General features: G+C 67.3%; 17 protein-coding genes and 2 pseudogenes. 9 read left to right on the top strand and 10 right to left on the bottom strand.

Annotated features, from left to right (window positions below):
* Positions 1–2: 2 nt before the first annotated feature.
* Positions 3–908: a S1 family peptidase gene (locus SALPAC6_RS25200; protein WP_223874341.1), complete on the bottom strand. Its 906-nt coding sequence runs from the start codon at positions 906–908 to the stop codon at positions 3–5.
* A 281-nt stretch (positions 909–1189) separates the two neighbouring features.
* Here SALPAC6_RS25200 and SALPAC6_RS29605 point away from each other — a divergent pair, with 281 nt between their 5' ends.
* Positions 1190–1456 carry an FG-GAP repeat domain-containing protein gene (locus SALPAC6_RS29605; protein WP_080635983.1) on the top strand — a complete coding sequence of 89 codons (267 nt, stop codon included), beginning with the start codon at positions 1190–1192 and terminating at the stop codon, positions 1454–1456.
* Between the two features lie 12 nt (positions 1457–1468).
* Complete coding sequence (locus SALPAC6_RS25195) at positions 1469–2566, top strand: hypothetical protein (RefSeq protein WP_020493525.1); 1098 nt, start codon at positions 1469–1471, stop codon at positions 2564–2566.
* 229 nt (positions 2567–2795) lie between these two features.
* On the opposite strand, the gene SALPAC6_RS0101040 is transcribed toward SALPAC6_RS25195, so the two are convergent.
* Positions 2796–2999 (bottom strand): cold-shock protein, encoded by a 204-nt coding sequence (locus SALPAC6_RS0101040; protein ID WP_018216284.1) that lies wholly within the window; start codon positions 2997–2999, stop codon positions 2796–2798.
* Positions 3000–3185: 186 nt separating this feature from the next.
* Between SALPAC6_RS0101040 and SALPAC6_RS0101035 the strand changes: the two genes are divergently transcribed.
* The 4 genes from SALPAC6_RS0101035 (at position 3186) to SALPAC6_RS0101020 (ending at position 8957) form a co-directional block, all read left to right on the top strand.
* Entirely contained in the window at positions 3186–3866 is a 681-nt protein-coding gene (locus tag SALPAC6_RS0101035; RefSeq protein WP_018251588.1) for a class I SAM-dependent methyltransferase, read from the top strand.
* A gap of 93 nt (positions 3867–3959) precedes the next feature.
* Entirely contained in the window at positions 3960–4694 is a 735-nt protein-coding gene (locus SALPAC6_RS0101030; RefSeq protein ID WP_018251587.1) for a DedA family protein, read from the top strand.
* A gap of 40 nt (positions 4695–4734) precedes the next feature.
* Positions 4735–6345 carry an FAD-binding oxidoreductase gene (locus SALPAC6_RS0101025; RefSeq protein ID WP_018251586.1) on the top strand — a complete coding sequence of 537 codons (1611 nt, stop codon included), beginning with the start codon at positions 4735–4737 and terminating at the stop codon, positions 6343–6345.
* A gap of 410 nt (positions 6346–6755) precedes the next feature.
* A complete protein-coding gene (locus SALPAC6_RS0101020; RefSeq protein ID WP_026189215.1) occupies positions 6756–8957 on the top strand; it encodes a tachylectin-related carbohydrate-binding protein in 2202 nt (733 codons plus the stop codon).
* 101 nt (positions 8958–9058) lie between these two features.
* Here SALPAC6_RS0101020 and SALPAC6_RS31120 read toward each other — a convergent pair whose 3' ends face one another.
* The 7 genes and pseudogenes from SALPAC6_RS31120 to SALPAC6_RS0100990 all read right to left on the bottom strand — a co-directional run bounded on the left by SALPAC6_RS31120 (position 9059) and on the right by SALPAC6_RS0100990 (position 17302).
* Complete coding sequence (locus SALPAC6_RS31120; RefSeq protein ID WP_223874342.1) at positions 9059–9355, bottom strand: integrase core domain-containing protein; 297 nt, start codon at positions 9353–9355, stop codon at positions 9059–9061.
* A gap of 63 nt (positions 9356–9418) precedes the next feature.
* Positions 9419–9721: a DUF6262 family protein gene (locus tag SALPAC6_RS0101015; RefSeq protein ID WP_018251584.1), complete on the bottom strand. Its 303-nt coding sequence runs from the start codon at positions 9719–9721 to the stop codon at positions 9419–9421.
* Entirely contained in the window at positions 9718–11658 is a 1941-nt protein-coding gene (locus tag SALPAC6_RS30670; RefSeq protein ID WP_018255396.1) for a tyrosine-type recombinase/integrase, read from the bottom strand. Before SALPAC6_RS30670 ends, SALPAC6_RS0101015 begins: the two co-directional genes overlap by 4 nt.
* The gene (locus tag SALPAC6_RS0101005) at positions 11624–12706 is read right to left on the bottom strand and encodes a tyrosine-type recombinase/integrase (RefSeq protein WP_018251582.1); all 1083 of its coding nucleotides are present in this window, start codon (positions 12704–12706) and stop codon (positions 11624–11626) included. Before SALPAC6_RS0101005 ends, SALPAC6_RS30670 begins: the two co-directional genes overlap by 35 nt.
* A 99-nt stretch (positions 12707–12805) precedes the next feature.
* A pseudogene (locus SALPAC6_RS29875) lies at positions 12806–13161 on the bottom strand (DDE-type integrase/transposase/recombinase); the annotation flags it as partial.
* 293 nt (positions 13162–13454) lie between these two features.
* Complete coding sequence (locus SALPAC6_RS0100995) at positions 13455–13940, bottom strand: hypothetical protein (protein ID WP_018251580.1); 486 nt, start codon at positions 13938–13940, stop codon at positions 13455–13457.
* A gap of 20 nt (positions 13941–13960) precedes the next feature.
* Complete coding sequence (locus SALPAC6_RS0100990; protein WP_050563475.1) at positions 13961–17302, bottom strand: ALF repeat-containing protein; 3342 nt, start codon at positions 17300–17302, stop codon at positions 13961–13963.
* Positions 17303–17709: 407 nt separating this feature from the next.
* On the opposite strand from SALPAC6_RS0100990, the gene SALPAC6_RS0100985 reads away from it, so the two are divergent.
* From SALPAC6_RS0100985 to SALPAC6_RS28775, 3 genes and pseudogenes are all read left to right on the top strand, one after another.
* A complete protein-coding gene (locus SALPAC6_RS0100985) occupies positions 17710–18195 on the top strand; it encodes a hypothetical protein (protein ID WP_018251579.1) in 486 nt (161 codons plus the stop codon).
* A 134-nt stretch (positions 18196–18329) separates the two neighbouring features.
* Positions 18330–18590, top strand: a pseudogene (locus SALPAC6_RS29870) (transposase); the annotation flags it as partial.
* Positions 18591–18693: 103 nt separating this feature from the next.
* Complete coding sequence (locus SALPAC6_RS28775) at positions 18694–19125, top strand: transposase (protein WP_050563422.1); 432 nt, start codon at positions 18694–18696, stop codon at positions 19123–19125.
* 7 nt (positions 19126–19132) lie between these two features.
* Here SALPAC6_RS28775 and SALPAC6_RS0100975 read toward each other — a convergent pair whose 3' ends face one another.
* Positions 19133–19933: a transposase family protein gene (locus SALPAC6_RS0100975; protein WP_026189213.1), complete on the bottom strand. Its 801-nt coding sequence runs from the start codon at positions 19931–19933 to the stop codon at positions 19133–19135.
* Positions 19934–20128: the final 195 nt, after the last annotated feature.

Here is a 20128-nt window from a genome sequence, read left to right as displayed (position 1 = left end):
CTTCAGTCACCGGTGTAGTCCCCGGACTGGACAACTTGACTCACCTGACTGCCGGTGGCCCATCCTGCTGCGTTGCAGCCGGGCGGGGTGTTTTCCTGGATCCAGTCGGCGAGGTCGTCAACTCTAGTGCCAGTCGCGCCGTCCTGGGTTGCTGTTTCGCCCAAGCAGCCCTTCTGCCAGGACGTGTTGTTGATCGCTACGAGCTGCGGGTCGCCGTTGCTTTCTCGGAATACTGGGCCTCCGGCGTCGCCCTTACAGATCGTGGCGTCAGCCGTGGCGCCATCAATACTGATGAGTTCGGGATCAACTTCCTGGACCGTGAATGGGGCGGCATGTAGCCGATTCGGCACCCATTCAGTCGAGGTCCGACCGTACCCGGAGACCGTGAGTGTCTCGGCGGAAGCTGGCTCGATGGCAGCAATCGGGATAGCCGGGACTTCGACCATACGCCTGGAAATCCGGACGAGGGCAAGGTTGCGGTCCGGGTGTGGGGTGATCGCGACCGCCGGGGTTTCGTAGCCCGTAGGATCTGTTAGGTCCGTACGACCAACAACCACGGTCGTTGGTTGGGTGGGCGCCCCGGCGGCAACGGGTGCTGGCCCCTCGACGAAACAGCTCTTCGCTGTTACTACCCAATTCGGTGCTATCAGGGCTCCGCTACACGCAGAGATATCACCAAAATTGATTTTTGTGGTAAAGCTGTGAGCGCCGTCTGGGACCGGATCGCTTCCGGCGACCGCGCTGGCTGAGCCACCGCTCAACAATCCGGCAACCAGTGTGGATCCGAGTAACGCCGCGCTCCAACGGCGTCGGTGATGTGATGGCAAGAGTTCTCCCGTGAGAGGTGTGTTGGGGGCGTGGAGGAGCAAGCTCTGGCCCCCGAATGCTGACGAGTTTTTCTGGCGCACTCTGCCGTCAGTTTAGATCACACTCTTGAGAATTTGTGCCTTACCTTGAATGCCTATGGCGAAGATCGCAGTCTCTTGATACAATTTATGACCATAATTTGGTGTGAGTAGTATTAATTCCCCAAATCCTGGACCAAGCGGATCAATGGGTTCGGTATGGGCTGGCAACTGATCGCACCCAGGACGGGGCGACCGGTACCCGGATTGATGATCTGACAGATTGGATCCTGTGGAACGCCTGTAACGCGCCGGGCTGGACCAGCACCGACAACCCGCAGCCCGTGGAGAGCACCCAGCAGGTTGGCAATATTAGGGGTGTCCAGAACCTGGCGCTGAGCGACTATGACGGCGATGGGCGCAGTGACCTCGCGTTGTATCACTCGAACCCGGCGGACGGATCGGCCTGGTGGATTCAGAGTGGTGCTACCGGGGAGCAGATCCGTGGTGGTTACCGTTACGGTGGTTGCACGGATATTCCTGCGCCCGGTGATTATGACGGTGACGGCACTACTGATCTTGCCCTGTACCGTCGTGACTGCACCAATTGATCGACTTGGAGTATGTACAATCATCGTACAGATACCCACCTCAAGGCGGGGTTCAAGTACGGCGGTTGCAGGGACATCCCCGCGCCTGGTGACTACAACGGCGACGATGCCACCGACCTCATCCTCTACCGTCGTGACTGCACCAACGGCTCCACCTGGAGCATTTACAGCAGCAACACTAACACCGAACTGCGCTCCGGCCTTCGCCATGGTGGCTGCGCCGATATCCCCGCCGCCAGTAACCCCGCCACCACCGACACACGTCCACATGGCCCGGTATACGACCGGGAGCGTGCCGCTGACGGAACGTGGGCCTCTGGTGCGACGCGGGTGGATGCGGATATCGCGACCTCCGGGATAGCGGCGGCATCACTCCCCGACGGGGGTATGCACCTGTTCACGATCGTTCCGGGAAGTGGGCTGTGGCATCGTGAGGCGTGGCAGAGCGACGCGACGCGGGTTGACGGCAACGGCACACTCTCGGCGGTGGCCGCGGCCGGCTTGCCTGACGGCACGCTGCACGTCTTCACGGTGGTGCCCGGCAGCGGTGTGTGGGAACGAGTCCGTGCCGGCGACGGAACCTGGGCCCCGAATGCCACCCAGATTGACACGAATCCGAACATCACCGCCCTCGCCGCGGTCGCATTGCCCGACGGGACCCTGCACCTACAGGTCGCCGTGCCCGACAGCGGAGCGTGGGACCGCAAACGTGACGCTGATGGAAACTGGGCCTCCACCGCCACCCGATTCGACACCAACGACTCGATCACCGCGATCGCCTCGGCCGCCTCACCCGATGGCGGCCTGCACATCTTCACCGCTGTACCGGGCAGCGGCGTGTGGCACCGTGCCGGCTCGAACAGCAGCGCCGCCCTTGTCGATACCAACCCGGCGATCACCGCCGTCTCAGCGGCCGGACTCCATAACGGCACTCTGCAACTGGACGTTGCCGTGGACGGCAGCGGTGTCTGGCATCGCAGCCGAGACGCCTCGGGAACCTGGCAGAGCGACTCCATCCAGGTAGACCCGAACCGCCGTATCTTTAGCACCTACACCGTCGGCCTACCCGACAACAGCATCCGTCTCGGAACCAACGCCACCATTTCCTGACCAGGATCTCGGGTGGGCTCACCGTCGGTGGGCCCACCTAGTGAGCCAGTTGCCCGCGACCAGCGCAGGCGGGCAGCCGGTCACGGCCCGCGGCGAAGCGACGGACACGCCGATCGTCCCGGGTCCGGGGTAGCCAGTCGGCGGAAGGACACGCGATTACGCGGTACGAACCTCCCGTGCAGCCGACGGTGACGGCGGCCGGTGGTTCAGCCGCCGTCACCGCGCAGGGTCACGCCGGGCGGACGTTATCCGCCTGCGGGCCCTTCTGGCCCTGGGTTACATCGAAGTCGACCTTCTGGCCCTCGCTCAGCTCCCGGTAACCGCTCATCGAGATCGACGAGTAGTGGACGAAGACGTCCGGCCCCCCGCCATCCTGCTCGATGAAGCCGAAGCCCTTTTCTGCGTTGAACCACTTGACGGTGCCGGTTGCCATGCATCTCTCCCTGTTCCAAGCGGGCGACCCCCGGCCGGCGGCCGATGATCGCCCGGTACCTTCCCGACAGTAGCGGGCCGCGCGCCAATCCGCTGGTCGAAGTGCCGTAGGCAACGAAATGACCGGTCCGGGGCGGACCTACCGAACACCGCACGGTGGCGCACCAGACTAGGGCATGCTGCCCCGGTGGGCGTAGCCGCGACCGCGCTGGTCGACCTGGAACGGGAGATCGCTGCGCCCGGCCAGGGCCTGGACCGGCTGCGGCTGTTGCCCGTGCCGTTCGTGCCCGAACTGCGCCTGCATCTCGCCGAGGATCCGATCGTCTGGTGGGCCCGGATGGAGGCCCGCGCCGGGCACGCGCTGCCCCCGCCGTACTGGGCGTCGGTGTGGCCCGGCGGTCAGGCCCTCGCCCGGCACCTGCTCGACCACCCCGACCTGGTGACGGGCCGCCGGGTACTCGATCTGGCCGCCGGCTCGGGCGTGGTCGCGGTCGCCGCCGCGCTGGCCGGCGCAGCGCAGGTCGTGGCCGCCGACACCGACCCGTACGCGGTTGCCGCCGTCACGGTCAACGCGCGGGCCAACGGCGTGCGGATCGCGGCCACCGACCGGGATCTGCTAGACGACGCCGCCGCCGAGCTGGACCTGCTGGTCGCCGGCGATGTTCTGTACGACCGGGCGATGGCGGCGCGGATGCTGCCCTTCCTCCGCCGCGCCGCGTCCGCCGGGGTCAACGTGCTGGTCGGCGAGCCGGGCCGCGGTCACGTACCGGCCCACGGGATGGCGGTCGTCGCCGAGTATGTGGTGCCGACCACCGAGCCGACTGCCGACTCCCCGGTGCGGCGGGTGCAGGTGCTGCGGCCCGCCTGACCGACGCCGACGGCGACCCTGAGCGGGGAATCAGGGGGAGCTGGGGGCTACTCCGGATGTCCAGAGAGGCGGCGTGGTTCTAACGTGTCGGGCATGGATTGGCTGGCCCAGATCGGAGAGCTTCCCACTCTGCTGCTGTTGGGGGTGCTCGGGTTGGTGATGATCTTCGATGCCGTACCGCTGCTGGGGGTGTTGGTGCCCGGGGACGTGGTGATCCTCGCAGCGGTGGGGGCGCGGGGCCCCAGCGCCGGCCTCGCCGTGCTCGGCGCAGTGGTCGCCGGTTGCCTGGCCGGCTGGTCGCTGAGCTTCCTGGCCGGCCGTCGCTTCGCCGACCGGCTGCGGCGCGGGCGGGTCGGCGACTGGATCGGCGAACGGCGGTGGGCGGCGGCGGAGCACATGTTGCGCCGCAGCGGCGGCCAGATGGTGCTGGTGGCGCCCTTCCTGCCGGTCCTCAACGCGTTGCTGCCGCTGGTCGCCGGTGGGTTGCGGATGTCGTACCGGCGGTTTGTGAGCTGTGCGGCGCTCGGTGCGGCGGCGTGGGGCGGGCTCTACCTGGTGCTGGGCACGGCAGCCCGGTCGATCACCGGGCTGCTGCCCGGTGCACCCAGCCCGATGGTGGTGACGACGGTGGTCGGTGTGTTGCTCGCCACCGGGGTGTTGGCGGTGACTCGGCGTCGGCTACTGCCGGAACTGCCCGACGATCGGCACCTGGCCCCAGCCGGGTCCGTCCACCGGGCACCGACGCCGGAGCAGGGCTCGGCCTCGACCGGGGCCGACGTGTCAGTGGCGCCGGGCGGTGGGATACCGATCACCTCATCGGTCGAGTAGGTTTCCCCTACATCGACGTCGGTGACTTTGGGGAGACCGGATGCCCGCGAAGCGTCGTTCATGGTGGGGTTGGGGCCACGTCGAGGACGCGGTCACCGGTGCGGAGGCCGCGCGGCTGAACGACCGGGTACGGGCCCTGCTACCCGACGTTGACCTGACCCCGCACGGACCGCCGCCGGTGGCTGAGCTGAATCTGCCGCCGGCGCGGGTCACCCCGCCGGCGGCGCTGGCGCACCTCTGCTCGGCTGAGCTGGCCGACCGGGCGGCCCACGCGCACGGAAAGGCGTTCCGGGACGTGGTCCGGAACCTGCACGGCGAGGTACGGCACCCGCCGGACCTGATCGCCCGCCCCACCTCCGAACAGGACGTGGTTGACCTGCTGGACTGGTGCTCGCGGTCCGGCCTGGCGGTCATCCCGTTCGGTGGCGGCTCCTCGGTGGTCGGTGGGGTGGAGCCCCGGGTGGGCGACGGCTACCCCGGCGCGGTCAGTCTAGACCTCGGCCGGCTCGACCGGGTGCTGGAGGTCGACCGGACCAGCCGGGCGGCGCGGGTCCAGGCCGGCGTGTTCGGGCCGGCGCTGGAGGAACACCTTCGCCCGCGGCACCTCACCCTGCGGCACTTCCCGCAGTCGTTCGAGTTCTCCACCGTCGGCGGCTGGCTCGCGACGCGGGCGGGCGGGCACTACGCGACGGTCCTGACCCACATCGACGACCTGGTGGAGGCGCTGCGGGTGGTCACCCCCGCCGGCATCAGCCAGTCCCTACGGTTGCCGGCCTCCGGCGCGGGACCCTCACCGGACCGGCTCTTCCTCGGCTCGGAGGGCGCGCTCGGCGTCATCACCGAGGCGTGGCTTCGGCTGCAGGACCGGCCACGGTGGCGGGCCGACGCGGCGGTGCACTTCGAGGACCACGACGCGGCCGTCGCGGCGACCCGGGCGATCGCCCAGTCCGGGCTGCACCCGAGCAACTGCCGGCTGCTCGACCCGGCGGAGGCGCTGCTGAACGCCGGCGCGGCCACCGGCGGCGGGATGCTCGTGCTGGGCTTCGAGTCCGCGGACCACCCGGTCGGGCCCGCGCTGGACCGTGCCGTCGAACTGTGCCGCGACCACGGCGGGACGCTGCCCGAGCCGCCCCGGGAGCGCGACGCGTCGGCGTCTCAGGGGAGTGGCGCCACCGACACCTGGCGGTCGTCGTTCCTGCGGATGCCGTACCAGCGGGATGCCCTCACCGCCCGGTCGATGATCGTGGAGACCTTCGAGACCGCCTGCACCTGGGACCGCTATCCGGCGTTGCGCGCCGCCGTGCTCGACGCGGTCGGCGCGGCGCTGCGGGAGGTCGGCGCGACCGGCGTGGTCACCTGCCGGTTCACCCACGTCTACCCGGACGGGCCGGCCCCCTACTTCGGCGTCTACGCCGCCGGCAGGTGGGGGAGCACCCTCGCCCAGTGGGATCAGATCAAGTCCGCCGTCTCCGCGGCGCTGCTCGCCTCCGGCGGCACCATCACCCACCACCACGCCGTCGGCCGCGACCATCGGCCCTGGTACGACCAGCAGCGCCCCGAGCCGGTGGCGCTGGCGCTACGCGCCGCGAAAGCCACCCTCGATCCATCGTGGGTACTCAACCCCGGTGTCCTCTTGGACCGGGTGTATTAGAAACGTAGCCAGCGGTCCCGCAGCTGGAAGTCCTGGACCCCTGTATCACCTACCGTTACGGGTAAAGGGTGCTAAAAGGATAGTGGCGGACACCGCGAAGCAGCCCCTAATCGGTCCTGAGCTCGGGGCGGATCGGGTGTGGGATGATGACGCCGCAGGTGATGTCGGACTGGGTTGGAGCAGGGGTTTCGGTTCGCTATCGCAGCTACCGGGCGCGTATGCCGGCGTGAACGAAGGTGAAACCTTGAAGAAATTCGACATGTCGCTTTTGTGGCATGCGGTTATGTGAAATCCCACAGTGCCAGACGCCTGTTGACCCGAGATCGGCTGCTACATGAGCGCCGAGACAAGGGCTGATGCCGGCAGCCTTCCCGCCGGCCCATGTCACGACTCTTCCGTAAGGGAATATCTTGTTGGTTCATAGTTTGCGTCGTTGGGGTGCGGCCCTGGTCGGGACTGTGCTCGCGGCTGGCCTCCTGGGCGGCGGCGCCGCTCGGGCTGTTGCCGGCTCCGATCCGGTTCCGGATGGGGCGTACGGCTTCACCGCGAAGGTCATGTTCGGTGATGAGCAGGTGTGTACGGGCGTTCTGGTCGACCAGGATTGGGTGCTCACGGCGAAGAACTGTTTCGGTGATGGCAGCACGCCGGTGGTTCGGGGGACGCCTGGGAAGCCCACTCGTGCGCTGATTGGCCGTACCGATCTGACGGGGACGGCCGGTCAGGAGCGTGCTGTCGTTACGGTCGTACCGCACCCGGATCGGAATCTGGTGTTGGCGCGTCTGTCCGCACCGGTCACCGACATCGCTCCGGTGGGGCTCGCCGACACGGCTCCCGCAGCCAGCGAGACCCTCACGGTCGCGGGATACGGCCGTACGGCCACCGAGTGGGTGCCGGACCGCCTGCACGCCGCCGCCTTCACCGTCCAGGATGTCGCTACGACCACCGTCGGACTGATGGGGGCGTCGGCTGGGGCGACCATCTGCATGGGTGACGCCGGGGGTCCGGTGTTTCGGGATGCCGAGGGCGCACCCGCGCTGGTGGCTGTCAGCAACACTTCGTGGCAGAAGGGCTGTCTGGGGGAGACGGAGACCAGGGACGGGGCGACCGCCACCCGGGTCGACGACCTCGACGCGTGGTTCGGTGAGCAGACCGCTGACGTGCAGATTTTCGGTGTGCGCTCCGACGGCCGGCTGACCTACAGCGTGATCGACTCAGCTACCGGTGACCTGCGGGCGGACCGGCAGTCGGCTGTCAGCCTCGGGTTTGCTCCGAAGGCGATGGCCACGCTGAACGAGGACACCATCCTGATCACCGACACCGACGGCAAGATGTACCGGGTGGACGTCACCGGAACAGCTCCGCTGACCTTCACCACCACCTGGGTCATGAACGGGTGGTCTCCGTACGACCGGCTGACCTATGACGGGTACGGGTCGCTCTACGGCATCCTCGAGGACACGGACGAGCTTCGCCGTCGGACGCTGACCACCGAGAAGCCGACCGGTGCGGAGCACATCAGCCGGGCCACCGTGATCGACACCGGTTTCAGCCTGACGTCCATCACGTCGCCCGGCGCCGGACGGATCCTGGGCAACGCCGACGACCGCCTGCTGTCGTACACCATCCACGGCAACGGTTCCGAGGCATGGTCGAGGGACGACCTGGCGAGCACTGGTTGGTCGGGTCCGACGCAACTGCTCTCGCCCGGTGGCGGCCACTACTACGCGCGGACCTCGACCGGTCGGTTGGACCGCTACCGTGACGTCAATCCGTTCGACGGTAGCGGCAGTGACATCGAGTCCTTCCCGAACGATCCGGTCAGCAGCAGCGGCTGGGACCAGGTGCTGCTGTCGGCGCGGCCGTGGACCGGACTGGTCTCGGTGTACGGGGTGAACTCAGACGGTCGGATCTCCTACACCGCACTCGACCCGGTCACCGGGGCGAAGGTGGCCAGCACCGTGTCGGAACAGACCCTCGGGTTCACGCCGAAAGCGCTGGCAACCCTCAACTCGGACACGCTGCTGGTCACCACCGAGGCCGGTAGCCTGCACCGGGTCGACATCACCGGCACCCAACCGTTGACCTTCACCCGCACCGCCGAGCGTCTCGGTGGCGGCTGGACCCACGACCTGCTGGTCTACGACGGGCACGGCTCCCTGTTCGGCCGCGCCGGCGGCAAGTGGCTGCGATACACCGTGACCAAGGCCAAACCCGCGGACCCGGCCACCGACCTGATCAACGGAACGGTCATCGTCAGCAACGGCTTCGGCGTACCCACGCTCGCGGCCACCGGTGAGGGACGCCTGCTGGCGACCACCAACGCCGGCGCGCTCATCGCCTACACCGCCGTCGGCGCCAACGACTGGAGCCGGGCAGACCTCGCCACCAGCGGCTGGGGCAATGCCACCGCACTGTTCTCACCCGGCGGCGGCCTCTACTACCGACGCGACGGCAACGGCGTCGTGACCGGCTACCTGGACACGTCCCCGTTCAACGGCAGCGGCACCGACATCACCCCGTACACCCCAACCGGCACCACCAGCAGCGGCTGGGACTCCATCCTCTCCGCCCAACCGTACAACTCCTGGCCCGACAACACCCGCCGCTGGTAACGCCCCGACGAACCGTCGTGGCAGCGCCCCTTTCTGGACGTCCATTGCAACAGAAAGCTGAGCAGGGAAGCTCACGACAACAGTCGTGCTGAGACGGCCCGTCAGACACCCCGGCGTCTGTTGACTCGACCGAGTTGACAGACGCCGGGGTGTCTACACCAGGGGAGTTTCCCTGGGGATGTGGACACCGGGTATGCCGCGATTTGATGCAGTGTAGTCGGCACAAGGGTCCGTTCGCAGTCGGCGGGGCTGAGGTAGCCGAGTGCGGAGTGGCGGCGTCGGTGGTTGTAGAAGGCGATCCACCGGAACACGTTGCGGCGGACATCAGCCTCGGATGCCCAGCGTCGGCGGTCGACGTCCAACTCTTGCTTCAGTGTGGCGAAGAACGCCTCGGCCAGGGCGATGTCCTAGGATTATCCGGCTAATGATCTTGGTCTTGGGTGTTTGGCCGGTTAACGCTTTCAGGTCGGTTCTCGGGTGTTGATTCGGCGGAGTTGTTCTTCGTGGCGTCGTACTCGGGCGGCGATGGCGCCGACGGCGGCGCGTAGGGTGGCCAACTCGTCGGTGATGGCGGTGAGGGTGCCGGTGTTGGTGGCCTGGTGTCGGTGGTGGTCGATGACGGCTCGCAGCGGGGGGTTGCGGTAGAGGGTGGTGCGGGCCAGGCCGGTGTGCGCGGCGACGGCGGTGAAGGTGACCGGCTGCCCGTCGCGGCGCAGGTCGGCGCAGGCCCGCTCGACGCGGTTGAGGTCCTCGGTGTTGCTCATCCGGCTTGCGCCTGGCTGATCAGGGTGTCGAGTCGGGCGATGAGTTTGCGGTGCCGTTCGGCTTCGCTGATCCAGCCGCGCTGTTCGGCGTCGGTGGCCAGCGCCGCGGCGTCGACGCGTTGGGCGGCGAGGATGGGCAGCGAGCTGGTTTCGGTGTGGAAGCTGGGGCAGTGTTCGCAGATGTTGGCGTAGGTGCAGGCGCCCTGGGCCGGAGCTCGCAGGCAGAAGCCGCTAGCCAGGCGGGACTTGACCAGCGGGGTGGTCTTCCAGTTGGCGCCGCTGGTGATATCGGCCAGCGGCAGGCTGGTGCGGCTGGTGGCGGGGGTGCGGGCCTGCTGCTTGGCGAGGGTGAGCGCGCGTTCGTATTCGTCGCGGACGGTGGCGTCGAATAGCCGGCCGTAGCGCAGGCTCATCTCGGCGGAGACGTGACCGAGCAGGGCCATCAGCGCCTGCAGGGACACTCCGGCGTTGACCAGGGCAGTGGCGTAGGTGTGCCGCAGTTGGTGGGAGGTGATGTGCCCGAGACCGGCGGTCTGGGTGGCCCGGTCGAGTTCGGTGCGGAGGGCTTGCTGGCCGAGGCGCCGCCCGTGGTGGGTGAACAGGAACTGCGCCAGGCGGCGGTAGCGGGGGTGCGGCAGTGGCCGGCCTGGCGACCGAATCTCGGTGATGTGGTCGATGAGGTCGAGGATCTCCTCATCGAGCGGGACCATGCGTTCGGTCTCGAGTTTGCCGAGTGGGACTTTGAGCCAGCTGCCCTGGCCGGGGACTTCGTGCACGCAGTTCAGCTCGAGGTCGAGTAGTTCCCCGATGCGTAGTCCGCAGGCCCGTTGCAGCCGCAGGGCGTAGGCGGCAAGTTCGTTGCCGGGGTGCTCGCGCAGCGCGTCGGTGAGCCGCCGGTCGGCGTCGATGGGCAGGTAGCGGGGCAGGGGCTGCGGCAGCTTGGGAATGTCGTCGCGGAACACCAGTTTGCGAGGCGGCGCTTCGGGCCAGCCCCATTCGGTGATGTCGGTCAGGAAGGTCGTCAGGGCCAGCACCCGTCGGGCCCGGTCGGCGACCGTGATGACCTCGCCGGTTTTGGTGTTGCGGGCATCAACGAGGAAGGTCAGGTAAGGCTCGATGTGCTGGCACCGCTGCAGCGACGCGATGCTGGGCAGGTCCGGGTCGATGCCGGTGACGAAGACACCGAAGTGCTTGAGCCGGGTGGCCAGGGCCGACACCGTCTTGGCGACGCAGGTTGCGCGTTTGCGTTCCAGGTAGGCGATCAGCGTCGCCCGGATCGGCGCCGCCACCTCGGACAGCCGTTTGGTCAACGGTATCGGCCCGCCGCAGCGGGGCAGGTCGGCCGCGATGCCCATGTGGAACAGGACTCGCTGGGTGTTGCTCAGCGCGGCGAGGTAGTGCTTGTGGTCGGTGCCGGTGCGGGCCTGGCGATCGCGGCATGCGGTGGCGAACTTGGCCAGATCGTCCACGGTGAGTTGGTTCAGTCTCCGGCCGGTCTGGATCAGCAGGCGGGCCGGCACCTGCGAGCCGGTGGCGAACCGGACCCGTTCGGTGAACCCCAACTCGGCGGCGGCGGTCAGGAACCGGTCCAGGTCGACGCCGATCGGTGACTCCTTGATCTCCCGCCAGATGCTGGACAGCTTGCGCTCCAGCAGATAGTCGTAGCCGGGCCGCAGCCCGCGGTGCAGCATCAGGAACGTGATCAGCGGCCGGGTCGACGAGTTCGCCGACAGCCGAACCTCCAGCGGCTCGCCTGCCCAGTCCTGCGGCCAGGGCCACCGCCGAAAGAACGCCCGGGCCGCACGGTAGTACGCAGCATTCCCGCGGCTTGTGGCTTCCAGATACTCCAGGTAGGCGGCGTTCGCATTGCCATCGCGGTGGCGATGCGCGTTGCCGTCAGCGTCACGGGCGGGCGCGCATGCGGTCACGGGCGGCATCGAATTCGGCTTTCACGTGGGCGGGAGCCAGATGGATATACCGGGCAGTGGTATCGACATGGGCGTGACCGAGTAGGGCCTGCATCACCGCGAGGTCGACGCCAGCCTCGGCCAACGCGGTGCCGAAGGTGTGCCGCAGCGCATGCGGATGACCGCCGGTGATCTCGGAGATGCCGCGGTGGTAGCGGAAGATCGTGCGCAGTCCCGCCGCGGTCAGCGCCCGGCCCCGGTTGGGGCCCTTGGCCACGATGAACAGCCTGCCGCTGGCGGTCTCCGGCCGCTCCGCGAGGAGGTAGACCTGGATCACCGAGGCGACGTCGGTATCCAGCGGCACCCGCCGTTCCCGCTCGCCCTTGCCGACGACCTGCAGCCACCGGCCGCCGATGTCCACATCGACAATGCCCAACGCGAGAACCTCGGCAGAGCGCAGCCCGCAGTAGAGCATCAGTCCGGCGATCGCCCGGTCCCGCCACGTGTGGAAGCTCGCCAGCAGTTCGGCGGCCTGTCCCTGGTCCAGCGGCCGGGGCAGCCGGCGCGGTTGGCGAAGCCGCAGCACCGAGCGGCGCGTCGGCCGGCGCACGGTGTGCGCGAGCATCCCCGTGCGTTCCCCGGACGCCACCCACCGCGCCTCACGTCCTTTCGGCACCGGGTTCGCCGCATCGGGGTTGCGCATGGCCCGGAACGCGAACAGCCCGGAGACCGCCGCCAGCCGGCGGTTGATCGTCGCCGGCGCATACCTGTCCAGCCTGCGCCCGCTCAACGCCACGACGTTCGGACCTGGCCGCCCCGGCACCCGGGCATCGCGACAGGCCCGCAGGAACTTCAACAGCACGTCCGTGTCCACCGCAGTCAACGTCATGTCCTCGCCGGCCAACCAGCGGCAAAACGCCAACAGGTCGTACCCGTAGGCTCGGACCGTCTTCGGTGAATAGTTCCGGTCGCCCAGATACGCCAGATACTCGTCCACCAACGCGAACGCCGCGGCGCCCGACCCCGCCAGCACCCAGCCGTCATCTCGTTCCTCGAGCCGCAGCCCGCCCTCGCTCATGAGACACAGATGTACCGGCAATGACCGCAACCTGCCGGAATCCCCAGAACGTCGGCGTGTCTCTGACCAGGGGAAACTCGAAGATTAGCCGGTTAAGAGGGACGAACCGATCCGCCCCATCGAGCGGCGGATGCCGTGCCGTCGGCAGGCATCGGGGTAGTCACCGCTGCCGTATTGGGCGCCTCTGTCCGAGTGGAAGGTTATGCCGTCGACCCGGCCGTCACGGGCGGTGACCACAGCGTCGGGGACCAGCTCCGCGCGCATGTGGTGTTGGCCGACAAGCCGGCGGGGGCGATGTCGATGACCATGGCCAGATGCCACCAGCCGGCACCGACGCGCAGGTAGGTGATGTCGCCACACCACCACTGGTCGGGTGCGGTGGCGGTGAAGTCCCGGTCGATCAGGTCCGGTGCCGACAGGGCGGCCGGGTTGCCGATGGTGGTGCGTTTGCAGCGGTATGCCGTAAATAATTGGAGATGTTTCCACTGCGCTCTCAGTAACGGGCTCGCTATTGAGACGGGGCGTTGGCGTCAGGGGTTGCCTTGCCGCTCCCTCGACAGTCAGGTTTCGCGTCTGGGTAGTCGAGGGATGAGTTGCCCTCCGAGTAAAGTCCGATGTGGAGGAGTGCCGGGTGCGCCCCGTCAACTGAACGGACTGGTTGATCGAACTCGGGGCAGCGTGACGCAATTTGCGAAAGTCACTTTCGGCGGTTGAAAAGCGTTTTTCGATACGCTCGACGAGGCAGTACCTACTGGTGCCAGGCATGTAGGTACAGGGACCGCTCGGTGGTGCCATCGTCGACGAATGCCCGGGTCCAGACGTTGTTCTTCCAGTTCTCCCCGCGCGAGTGTCGGGTGTACTTGCGATGCGCGGACGACTGCCATCCGAACTCTGCCGCCCGGTCTGCGCTATTGACGAGGTTTACTGGGCCGGGGCGAGCAAATTCGCTGCTTATCAACCGGTTCACCTCGATGAACTGGTCGACGCAGTCCGACGGTGCTGTGATTCTCACGAACAGCTCCAGACTGCCCGCCCAGTACCTCATTCGTCCATCAGTGCACTCAGGAAACACAAGGTCAAAATCGGCGAAGACCGCTTCCGGCGTTTCATCCCAACTGCTGCCTGGGTAGGCCCGGTCATCGAACCGGGTCGTGCTCCGTAGCTGGAGGACGAGCGTGCCCACGAGCAATATCACAACCATCGCCACAGTCCCACCGATGATCCGCTTGCGCATGCTCGTCCCCCTTCTGCTGGTCAGCCGATGTTGACCGTCTGGGTGCTGCTGTAGCCGCGGACTGCGAACTCTCGGGCCAGGCCGTATTCGTGTGCCTCGGCGTGAGGCCTGAACGGGATAATATCTTGCGGTCCCAGGCCCTCGTCCTTATCGAAGTTCCAGTCCTTGTACACCTCGACATCGTATTGACCGCCGAGGTGCACCCGGTCGCCGAAGTGACTGACCGTAACATTGCCGCGGATTCGCACCTGGACACCCCGCACACCCAGATAGTAGTCCTTGTTCTCAGTCAGATTGATGCCGAACCAGCGGCTGTCCAGGCGAAAGTCGCAGCTATCGCTGGAGGTTAGACAACGCTCTCTACTATTGTCGAACATCTCATCGAGCACGTCGTCGACTGCCGACTCGAACTGGCTGTCAAGCAGGTAGTCGTCCACGTTGACCTGGAAGTCTTCGCCGGTTTTGCCGTAGTAGTGGTTCCACAGTGCGCAAGCCTGTCCGTCACCCATCGACCGGCAGACGGCCTGCTTAGAGAGCCATCGGTATTTCGGGTCGGGTCCGAGCAGGGACCACCACGGCCGCTTTTTAGAACCAAATGGCGCGTTACCACTAGGCGTGTACGGGTCGGGCCGGCTGTCCTCGATCGAGATGACCGAGTCGGCGTTGGTTCCGTCATCGTTCATCAGCTCAGCTTCGCGCTTGGCCATCGCGTCGCTGAAGGCCTCCAACGCGGCCTGACTGGCCTCCGCTGCGCTCTTCCCTGCCTCGAGCGCAGACTTGCGGGCGTTCGCAGCAGACGTACGCGCACTGGCGGCGTGCGACCGGGCGGCCGTGGCTGACGCGTTGGCCTGTGTCGCCGAGCTCTTCGCGCGGGCGGCGGCCTGCGCAGCTGAGTCGGCGGCATCGCGTGCGGTTTCCGCGGCCTCCGCCGCCTGCTCGGCGGAGGCCTTGGCGGACGCCGCGGCCTGGGCGGCCTGGGCCGCATACACCTGTGCCTGCACGGCGGACTCTGCCGCCTGGTTGGCGTACTCCTGTGCTTCCTCGGCATAGCCGTTTGCCTGCGCGGCCACCGAGGCGGCCAGGGCCGCGTCCCGATTGGCCAACTCGGCGGCCTCGGCGGCGATCGCCACGTACCTGCGGACGGTGCTCACATGCATGGCGGTGTCTTCGTCACGGATCTGGGCACGGTACTGCTCGCTCGTGAGGAACCGCCGAGAGAGCTCTCGCGGACCCACTAGTGCGATCTCCGCGGCAGCTGTCACCTCGGGGCCGGCGTCTACCATCCGCGCCGCGATGGCCACCCGGTCGTCCTGAGCGGCGGCAGAGTACCGGCCGGTGCGCAGGAATGCGTGAGCATCCTCGGGCGTGCCGGTCAGCGCAGCCTGTGCAGCCGCCGCGGTTGCCGGGCCACCCTCAGCCATGACGCGGGAGATTTCGACGCGGTCATCCTGGACCTTCCCGTCGTATGCCGGGTAGGTGAGGAACTCCAGAACGTCCTCATGGCTGCCCTGCAACGCGGTTCGCGCGGCGGCACGAAGCTCGGGCTTGTCGCTGCTCTCCAGCATGTCCAGCACTCGCGTGCGGTCGTCCTGCTCGGCCGCGTCTTTGCGGCCAGCTGTGAAGAACAGCCGTATGTCGGCCTCGGTGCCGGCCAGTGCGTCCCGGGCGGTGCTCTGAGTCCACGGGCCGCCGGTCTGGATGAGGTCCATCAGCGCCTGCCGGCCCTCGTTGAGCAATACGGCCGAGGTCGCGTCCGGTGCCGAGGCGACGTCGATGAGCGCTTGTGTGGCCGGCTCAACCCGGTCGTACTCCGGGGTGTCCGGTAGCGGCTGTACCGGCAGAGCCTCCTCGGCCTCACGGGCAGCGCTCGCCTCGGCTACCGCCTCGGCCGTCTCGGTTTCCAGGCGTAGTGAGTCGGCCTCGCGGGCGGTCTGCTCGATCTCGGCGGCCTTGGCAGCCGCCGCGGTAGCGGTTGTCGCCGCGGTGGCGGCGTTTCCTGCATGCAGGTTCGCCTCGGCCGCCGCGGTTTCTGCATCTCCGGCATGCTCCGCGGCCCGCTCGGCCTCGGCTGCCGCGTTGTTTGCGTGCGTCGCGGCCTGCGCGGCGAAGGTAGCGGAGTCTCGGGCGGCCTTTGCAGCCTGCCGGGCCAGCGCCTCGGTGCGGTCCGCAGCCTGATCGGCGACACCCGCGAGTCGGCGGGCGCGTGCCGCTGCTGCCCGGGCCCTGGCGGCCTCCCGGTCGGAGACTCCTGACTGGTTTGCGGCGCGTTCTGCAGCGGACGCGGCGGCGATCGAGTCACCGTATGCGGCACGGGCGGCCTTCGCGGCGTCTCCAGCGGCGTCTGCGGCGTCACCGGCCGCTCTGGACGCGTCGGCGGCCTCGGCCGCAGCCTTGCCGATGTCTCGGGCCTTCTTGGCCGCGGCGCGGGCGGCATCGGCATCTGAGGCATTGACTGCGGCGCGGGCTGCGGCATTGTAGGCGTCGGTGGCTGCTTGGCCTGCGGCGGCGGCGGCGGACGCGGCCCGCGTGGCGGCGTTCGCCGCGACTCGTGCCGCGGTGTTCGCCGACTTTGCTGCCGCAATAGCGTCTTGCGCGGCGTCTGCGGCCTGGGTAGCGGCGTCGGCAGCCCGGCCGGCTGACTCGGTGGCCTTCACCGCTGCTCCCTGCGCTGCCTCGGTTTCGTCGGCGGCCCGTTCGGCGGCCTCTCTGGCGAGTTGCGCGGCGGCCTGCGCCCGTGTCGAGGCATCCTTCGCCGCCACCAGTTCCTCGGCGGCGACTGCTTGGGCCTCAACGGCCAGCTTAGCCAGCTCGGCCACGGACAAAACCTCATCGTCGCGGGCCCGGGCGACATGATGTCCCCGGTCAAGCCACTCCTGGAGCTCGTCGGGGGTGCCACGTAGCGCGACTTCGGCGGTGCGCCTCACCTCACTACCCCCAACCGCCATGAGTCGGGATGCCTGAATTCGGTTGTCTTGGTTGATGGCCGTCACATATCCAATAGTGAGGAACTCCGCGACGGCGGAGGGACCGCCCTCTAGCGCCGCTTGCCCCTCGCGCGCGGTGACTGGCCCGCCGATCTCGAGGATCTGGGCGACCTTGATTCGTAGGTCCAGGTCGAGTGGTTCCTGGTACCCGGTTTCCAGAAATTCGCGGACATCATCGTCGGTTCCGGCCAGCACCGGCACCGCCGCGTTCCTCATGAACGGGCCACTCAACGCTATGAGTCGGGACAATTTGATCCGGTTGTCCTGTACCTGGGCCTGGAATTGGCCGGTGGTCAAAAACTCGTGTAGCTCTTCGTTGGTTCCAAGCAGGGCGGCCCGCGCGCTACGCGAGAGGACAGGGCCTCCGGTGTCGAGCATATCGATCACGTCGTACCGGTCAACAGCGCTTGCGGGCTCTGCCGCGACGGCTACTCCTGGGGCAGTGATCGTCGGAGCGACCAGCCCGACCGTGATGGCGAGGACGACCGATGCGTCGCGTAGCCATCGCGTCGCTACTGGACTCTTGTCGCTCATTGGCCACCCCGTGTCTGTATTCAATATCAACGCGGACATAATAGACAGTTGTGCAGCCGAAGTCGACTTTGTCGCGGAGTGTCACACAGTAGACCCCCGCTTCACCGTGACTTGCGTCACTATGCAAGTGTGGCTTGTCGCCGCACCACCGAGGCCTCTTGACGATCGAGGACGTGGCTCTGGTGTAGACACTGCTGAACCGGTGGCATGCGACGCCTACGGAGACACGGATTTTGAAAGGTGCGCACTGCATGCGGATGAGGGCGAAGACACTGTGGCTGGCGCTCGCGCTGAGTCTGGTCGGTGGTGGGGCGGTGAGCGGCGCAGCCATGGCTACCGAGAGCGACGCCGAAGCTGACACCATGGGGTCCTTGGTCGAGGACTATTCCTACCCTGGAGCGGTTACGATCAAGGCGGAGCGCGGTATCGAGCTGATCTCCGGGGACGGGAACATCACTTTGCTGGCCGATTGCACCGGTTCCACTCCTAAGATCAAGATCGAGACCTTCCTCCCTGGAGGCGAGGCCATGTACTGCTTTGCCGTTCGGGGTGACTCAGGATATCTCAAGCTTGATGTTCCAAACGTCTATTTCATTTGGTCTGGTGACGAGCCCCTAAACGCCAAGTACACGGTCGACGGGGTGGCCGGCTCGGTTGATCTGGACGCGAATAGGCTGAAGGAGGTCGGGGCGAGTAGCCCCGACGCCAGCGTGCTACTGGAACTGCGTGCCGGTTAGGGCCTACAGCAGGATCTGTTGCTATGGCTTGGCGCGGGTCGTGCTTGGCGATCCCAGCGACATTCTGGAGTACCCCGCCGGCGGGGTCGGGGGTCTGCTGCACCAATAGGTGACATCTGAGATGGCTTGCCCTCGTGGCGGGCTGGAAGGATGTTGCTGTGCCCAGGCCCCACCCTCGTGAGTTCCGCGATGACGTCGTGCGGGTGGCCCGTGACCGTGATTCGGGCGTGACGGTCGAGCAGATCGCCAAGGACTTCGGAGTCCACCCGATGACGTTGTTCAAATGGATGCGCCAGGGTGACGCTGACGCCGGAACCCGACCGGGTGTCAGCGGCGGCGAGTCAGCCGAGCTGCGTGAGGCCCGTAAGAGGATCAAGCTGCTGGAGCAGGAGAACGAGGTCCTGCGCCGAGCCGCAGCCTGCCTGTCGCAGGCGCATCTGCCGGGAAAGGCTCTACCCGCTCGAGAGCGAGCTGGCCGCCGACGGGATCCCCGTCGCGGTGACGTGCCGGGAATTGAACATCGCTCGCCAGCCCTACTACCGGTGGCTCGCCCGGCCCGTCGGCGAAGCCGAACTCGTTGCCGCTTACCACGCGAACGTCCTGGTGGACGCCCATCGCGACGACCCGGAGTTCGGCTACCGGTTCCTGGCCGATGAGGCCAGCGCTGCCGACCAGCCGATGGTCGAGCGCACCGCTTGGAGAATCTGCTCCGGCATGGGCTGGTGGAGCGCGTTCAGCAAGAAGAAGCGTCGGGGCGAGGGCGGGAAGGTCGGTCCGCCCGTGCGCGACGATCTGGTACGCCGTGACTTCACCAGGGACGGCCCGAATCGGTTGTGGCTGGCCGACATTGCCGAGCACCGCACCGGTGAGGGCAAGCTCTACCTGTGCGCGATCAAGGACGTGTGGTCCCACCGGATCGTGGGCTACTGAAGTAATCTCAGCGACTTTGCGGTAGGTACTTGTACTCGAAGTGGGTCAGGTGAAGTGCGGCGGCGACGATGTCGCTGATCCGGCGTGGGCTGGCGGTGGTGCGCCGGAGGGTTTTCCAGCGTCCGGTCAGGATCGCGAAGCCCCGTTCGCCCTGCCAGCGCAGTCCGCGTAGTAGCCGGTTGTAGGCGCGGTTGTCGGGAGCGAGTTGTTGCCTGCCGGTGGGTTGCTTGATCGGGACTTTGACGCCTTGGCCTGCGCCTTCGTAACCGGAGTCGGCCAGGGTGGGCAGGTCGAGTTCGGAAGCGGCCCAGTTCAGGGCGGCGGTGATGCCCTGCACTTGGGCGCAGGTGAGGTCGTGTAGGTGCCCCGGCATCACCTCGGAGGTCCACACGGGCAGTCCATCCGGACGCATGATCGCTTGAACATTTCCGCCGAAGTCGCGGTGCTTGCCGCAATACCAGGCGTCGATCGTGTCGCCCTTGACGCTGACGGTGGTTTCAGCCACCCGGTCGCAGTCGAACAGTTTCCCGTCCAGGATCACGTACGACCAGCCGTCGTCGGCGACACGGCGCAGGGCCGCGTGCAGATCCTGGGCCTGCGCGGCCAGCACCGTGACGCCTTCAGCCAGGTACCGGTACGCGGTCGCGCGGGAGATCCCGAACCCGGCGCCCAGCAGGGTCACGTCCTCGCCTTTACGGAACCAGACGAGCACCANGAGCGCTTGGTGGAAGCAGGTCAACGCGCGAGTGTCGCGTCGTGTCCCCTTGGCGTTGCGTTGCGCGGCCAGCAGCCGGCCGAGGTACTGCACGAGTTCCCTGGGGACGTCGGCCGTGGCACGATATGCGATCACGTGGGGTCCTCACCGTGTGGGTGATCTTGTGGTGAGAACTACCTACCGAGGGCCCCACGCCCACTTCCAGCACCGTCCGATCTCATCGCTTTCGCCCGTGTCGCACCAATCAACACCTTCGCGTCGCTGAGATCAGTTCACTCCATCGACTCA

The organism is Salinispora mooreana (assembly GCF_000379065.1).
In the GTDB taxonomy this organism is placed as follows: Bacteria; Actinomycetota; Actinomycetes; order Mycobacteriales; family Micromonosporaceae; genus Micromonospora; species Micromonospora mooreana.
Note: the sequence above shows the minus strand (reverse complement) of the source record. Positions and strands in the feature narration are given on the sequence as shown.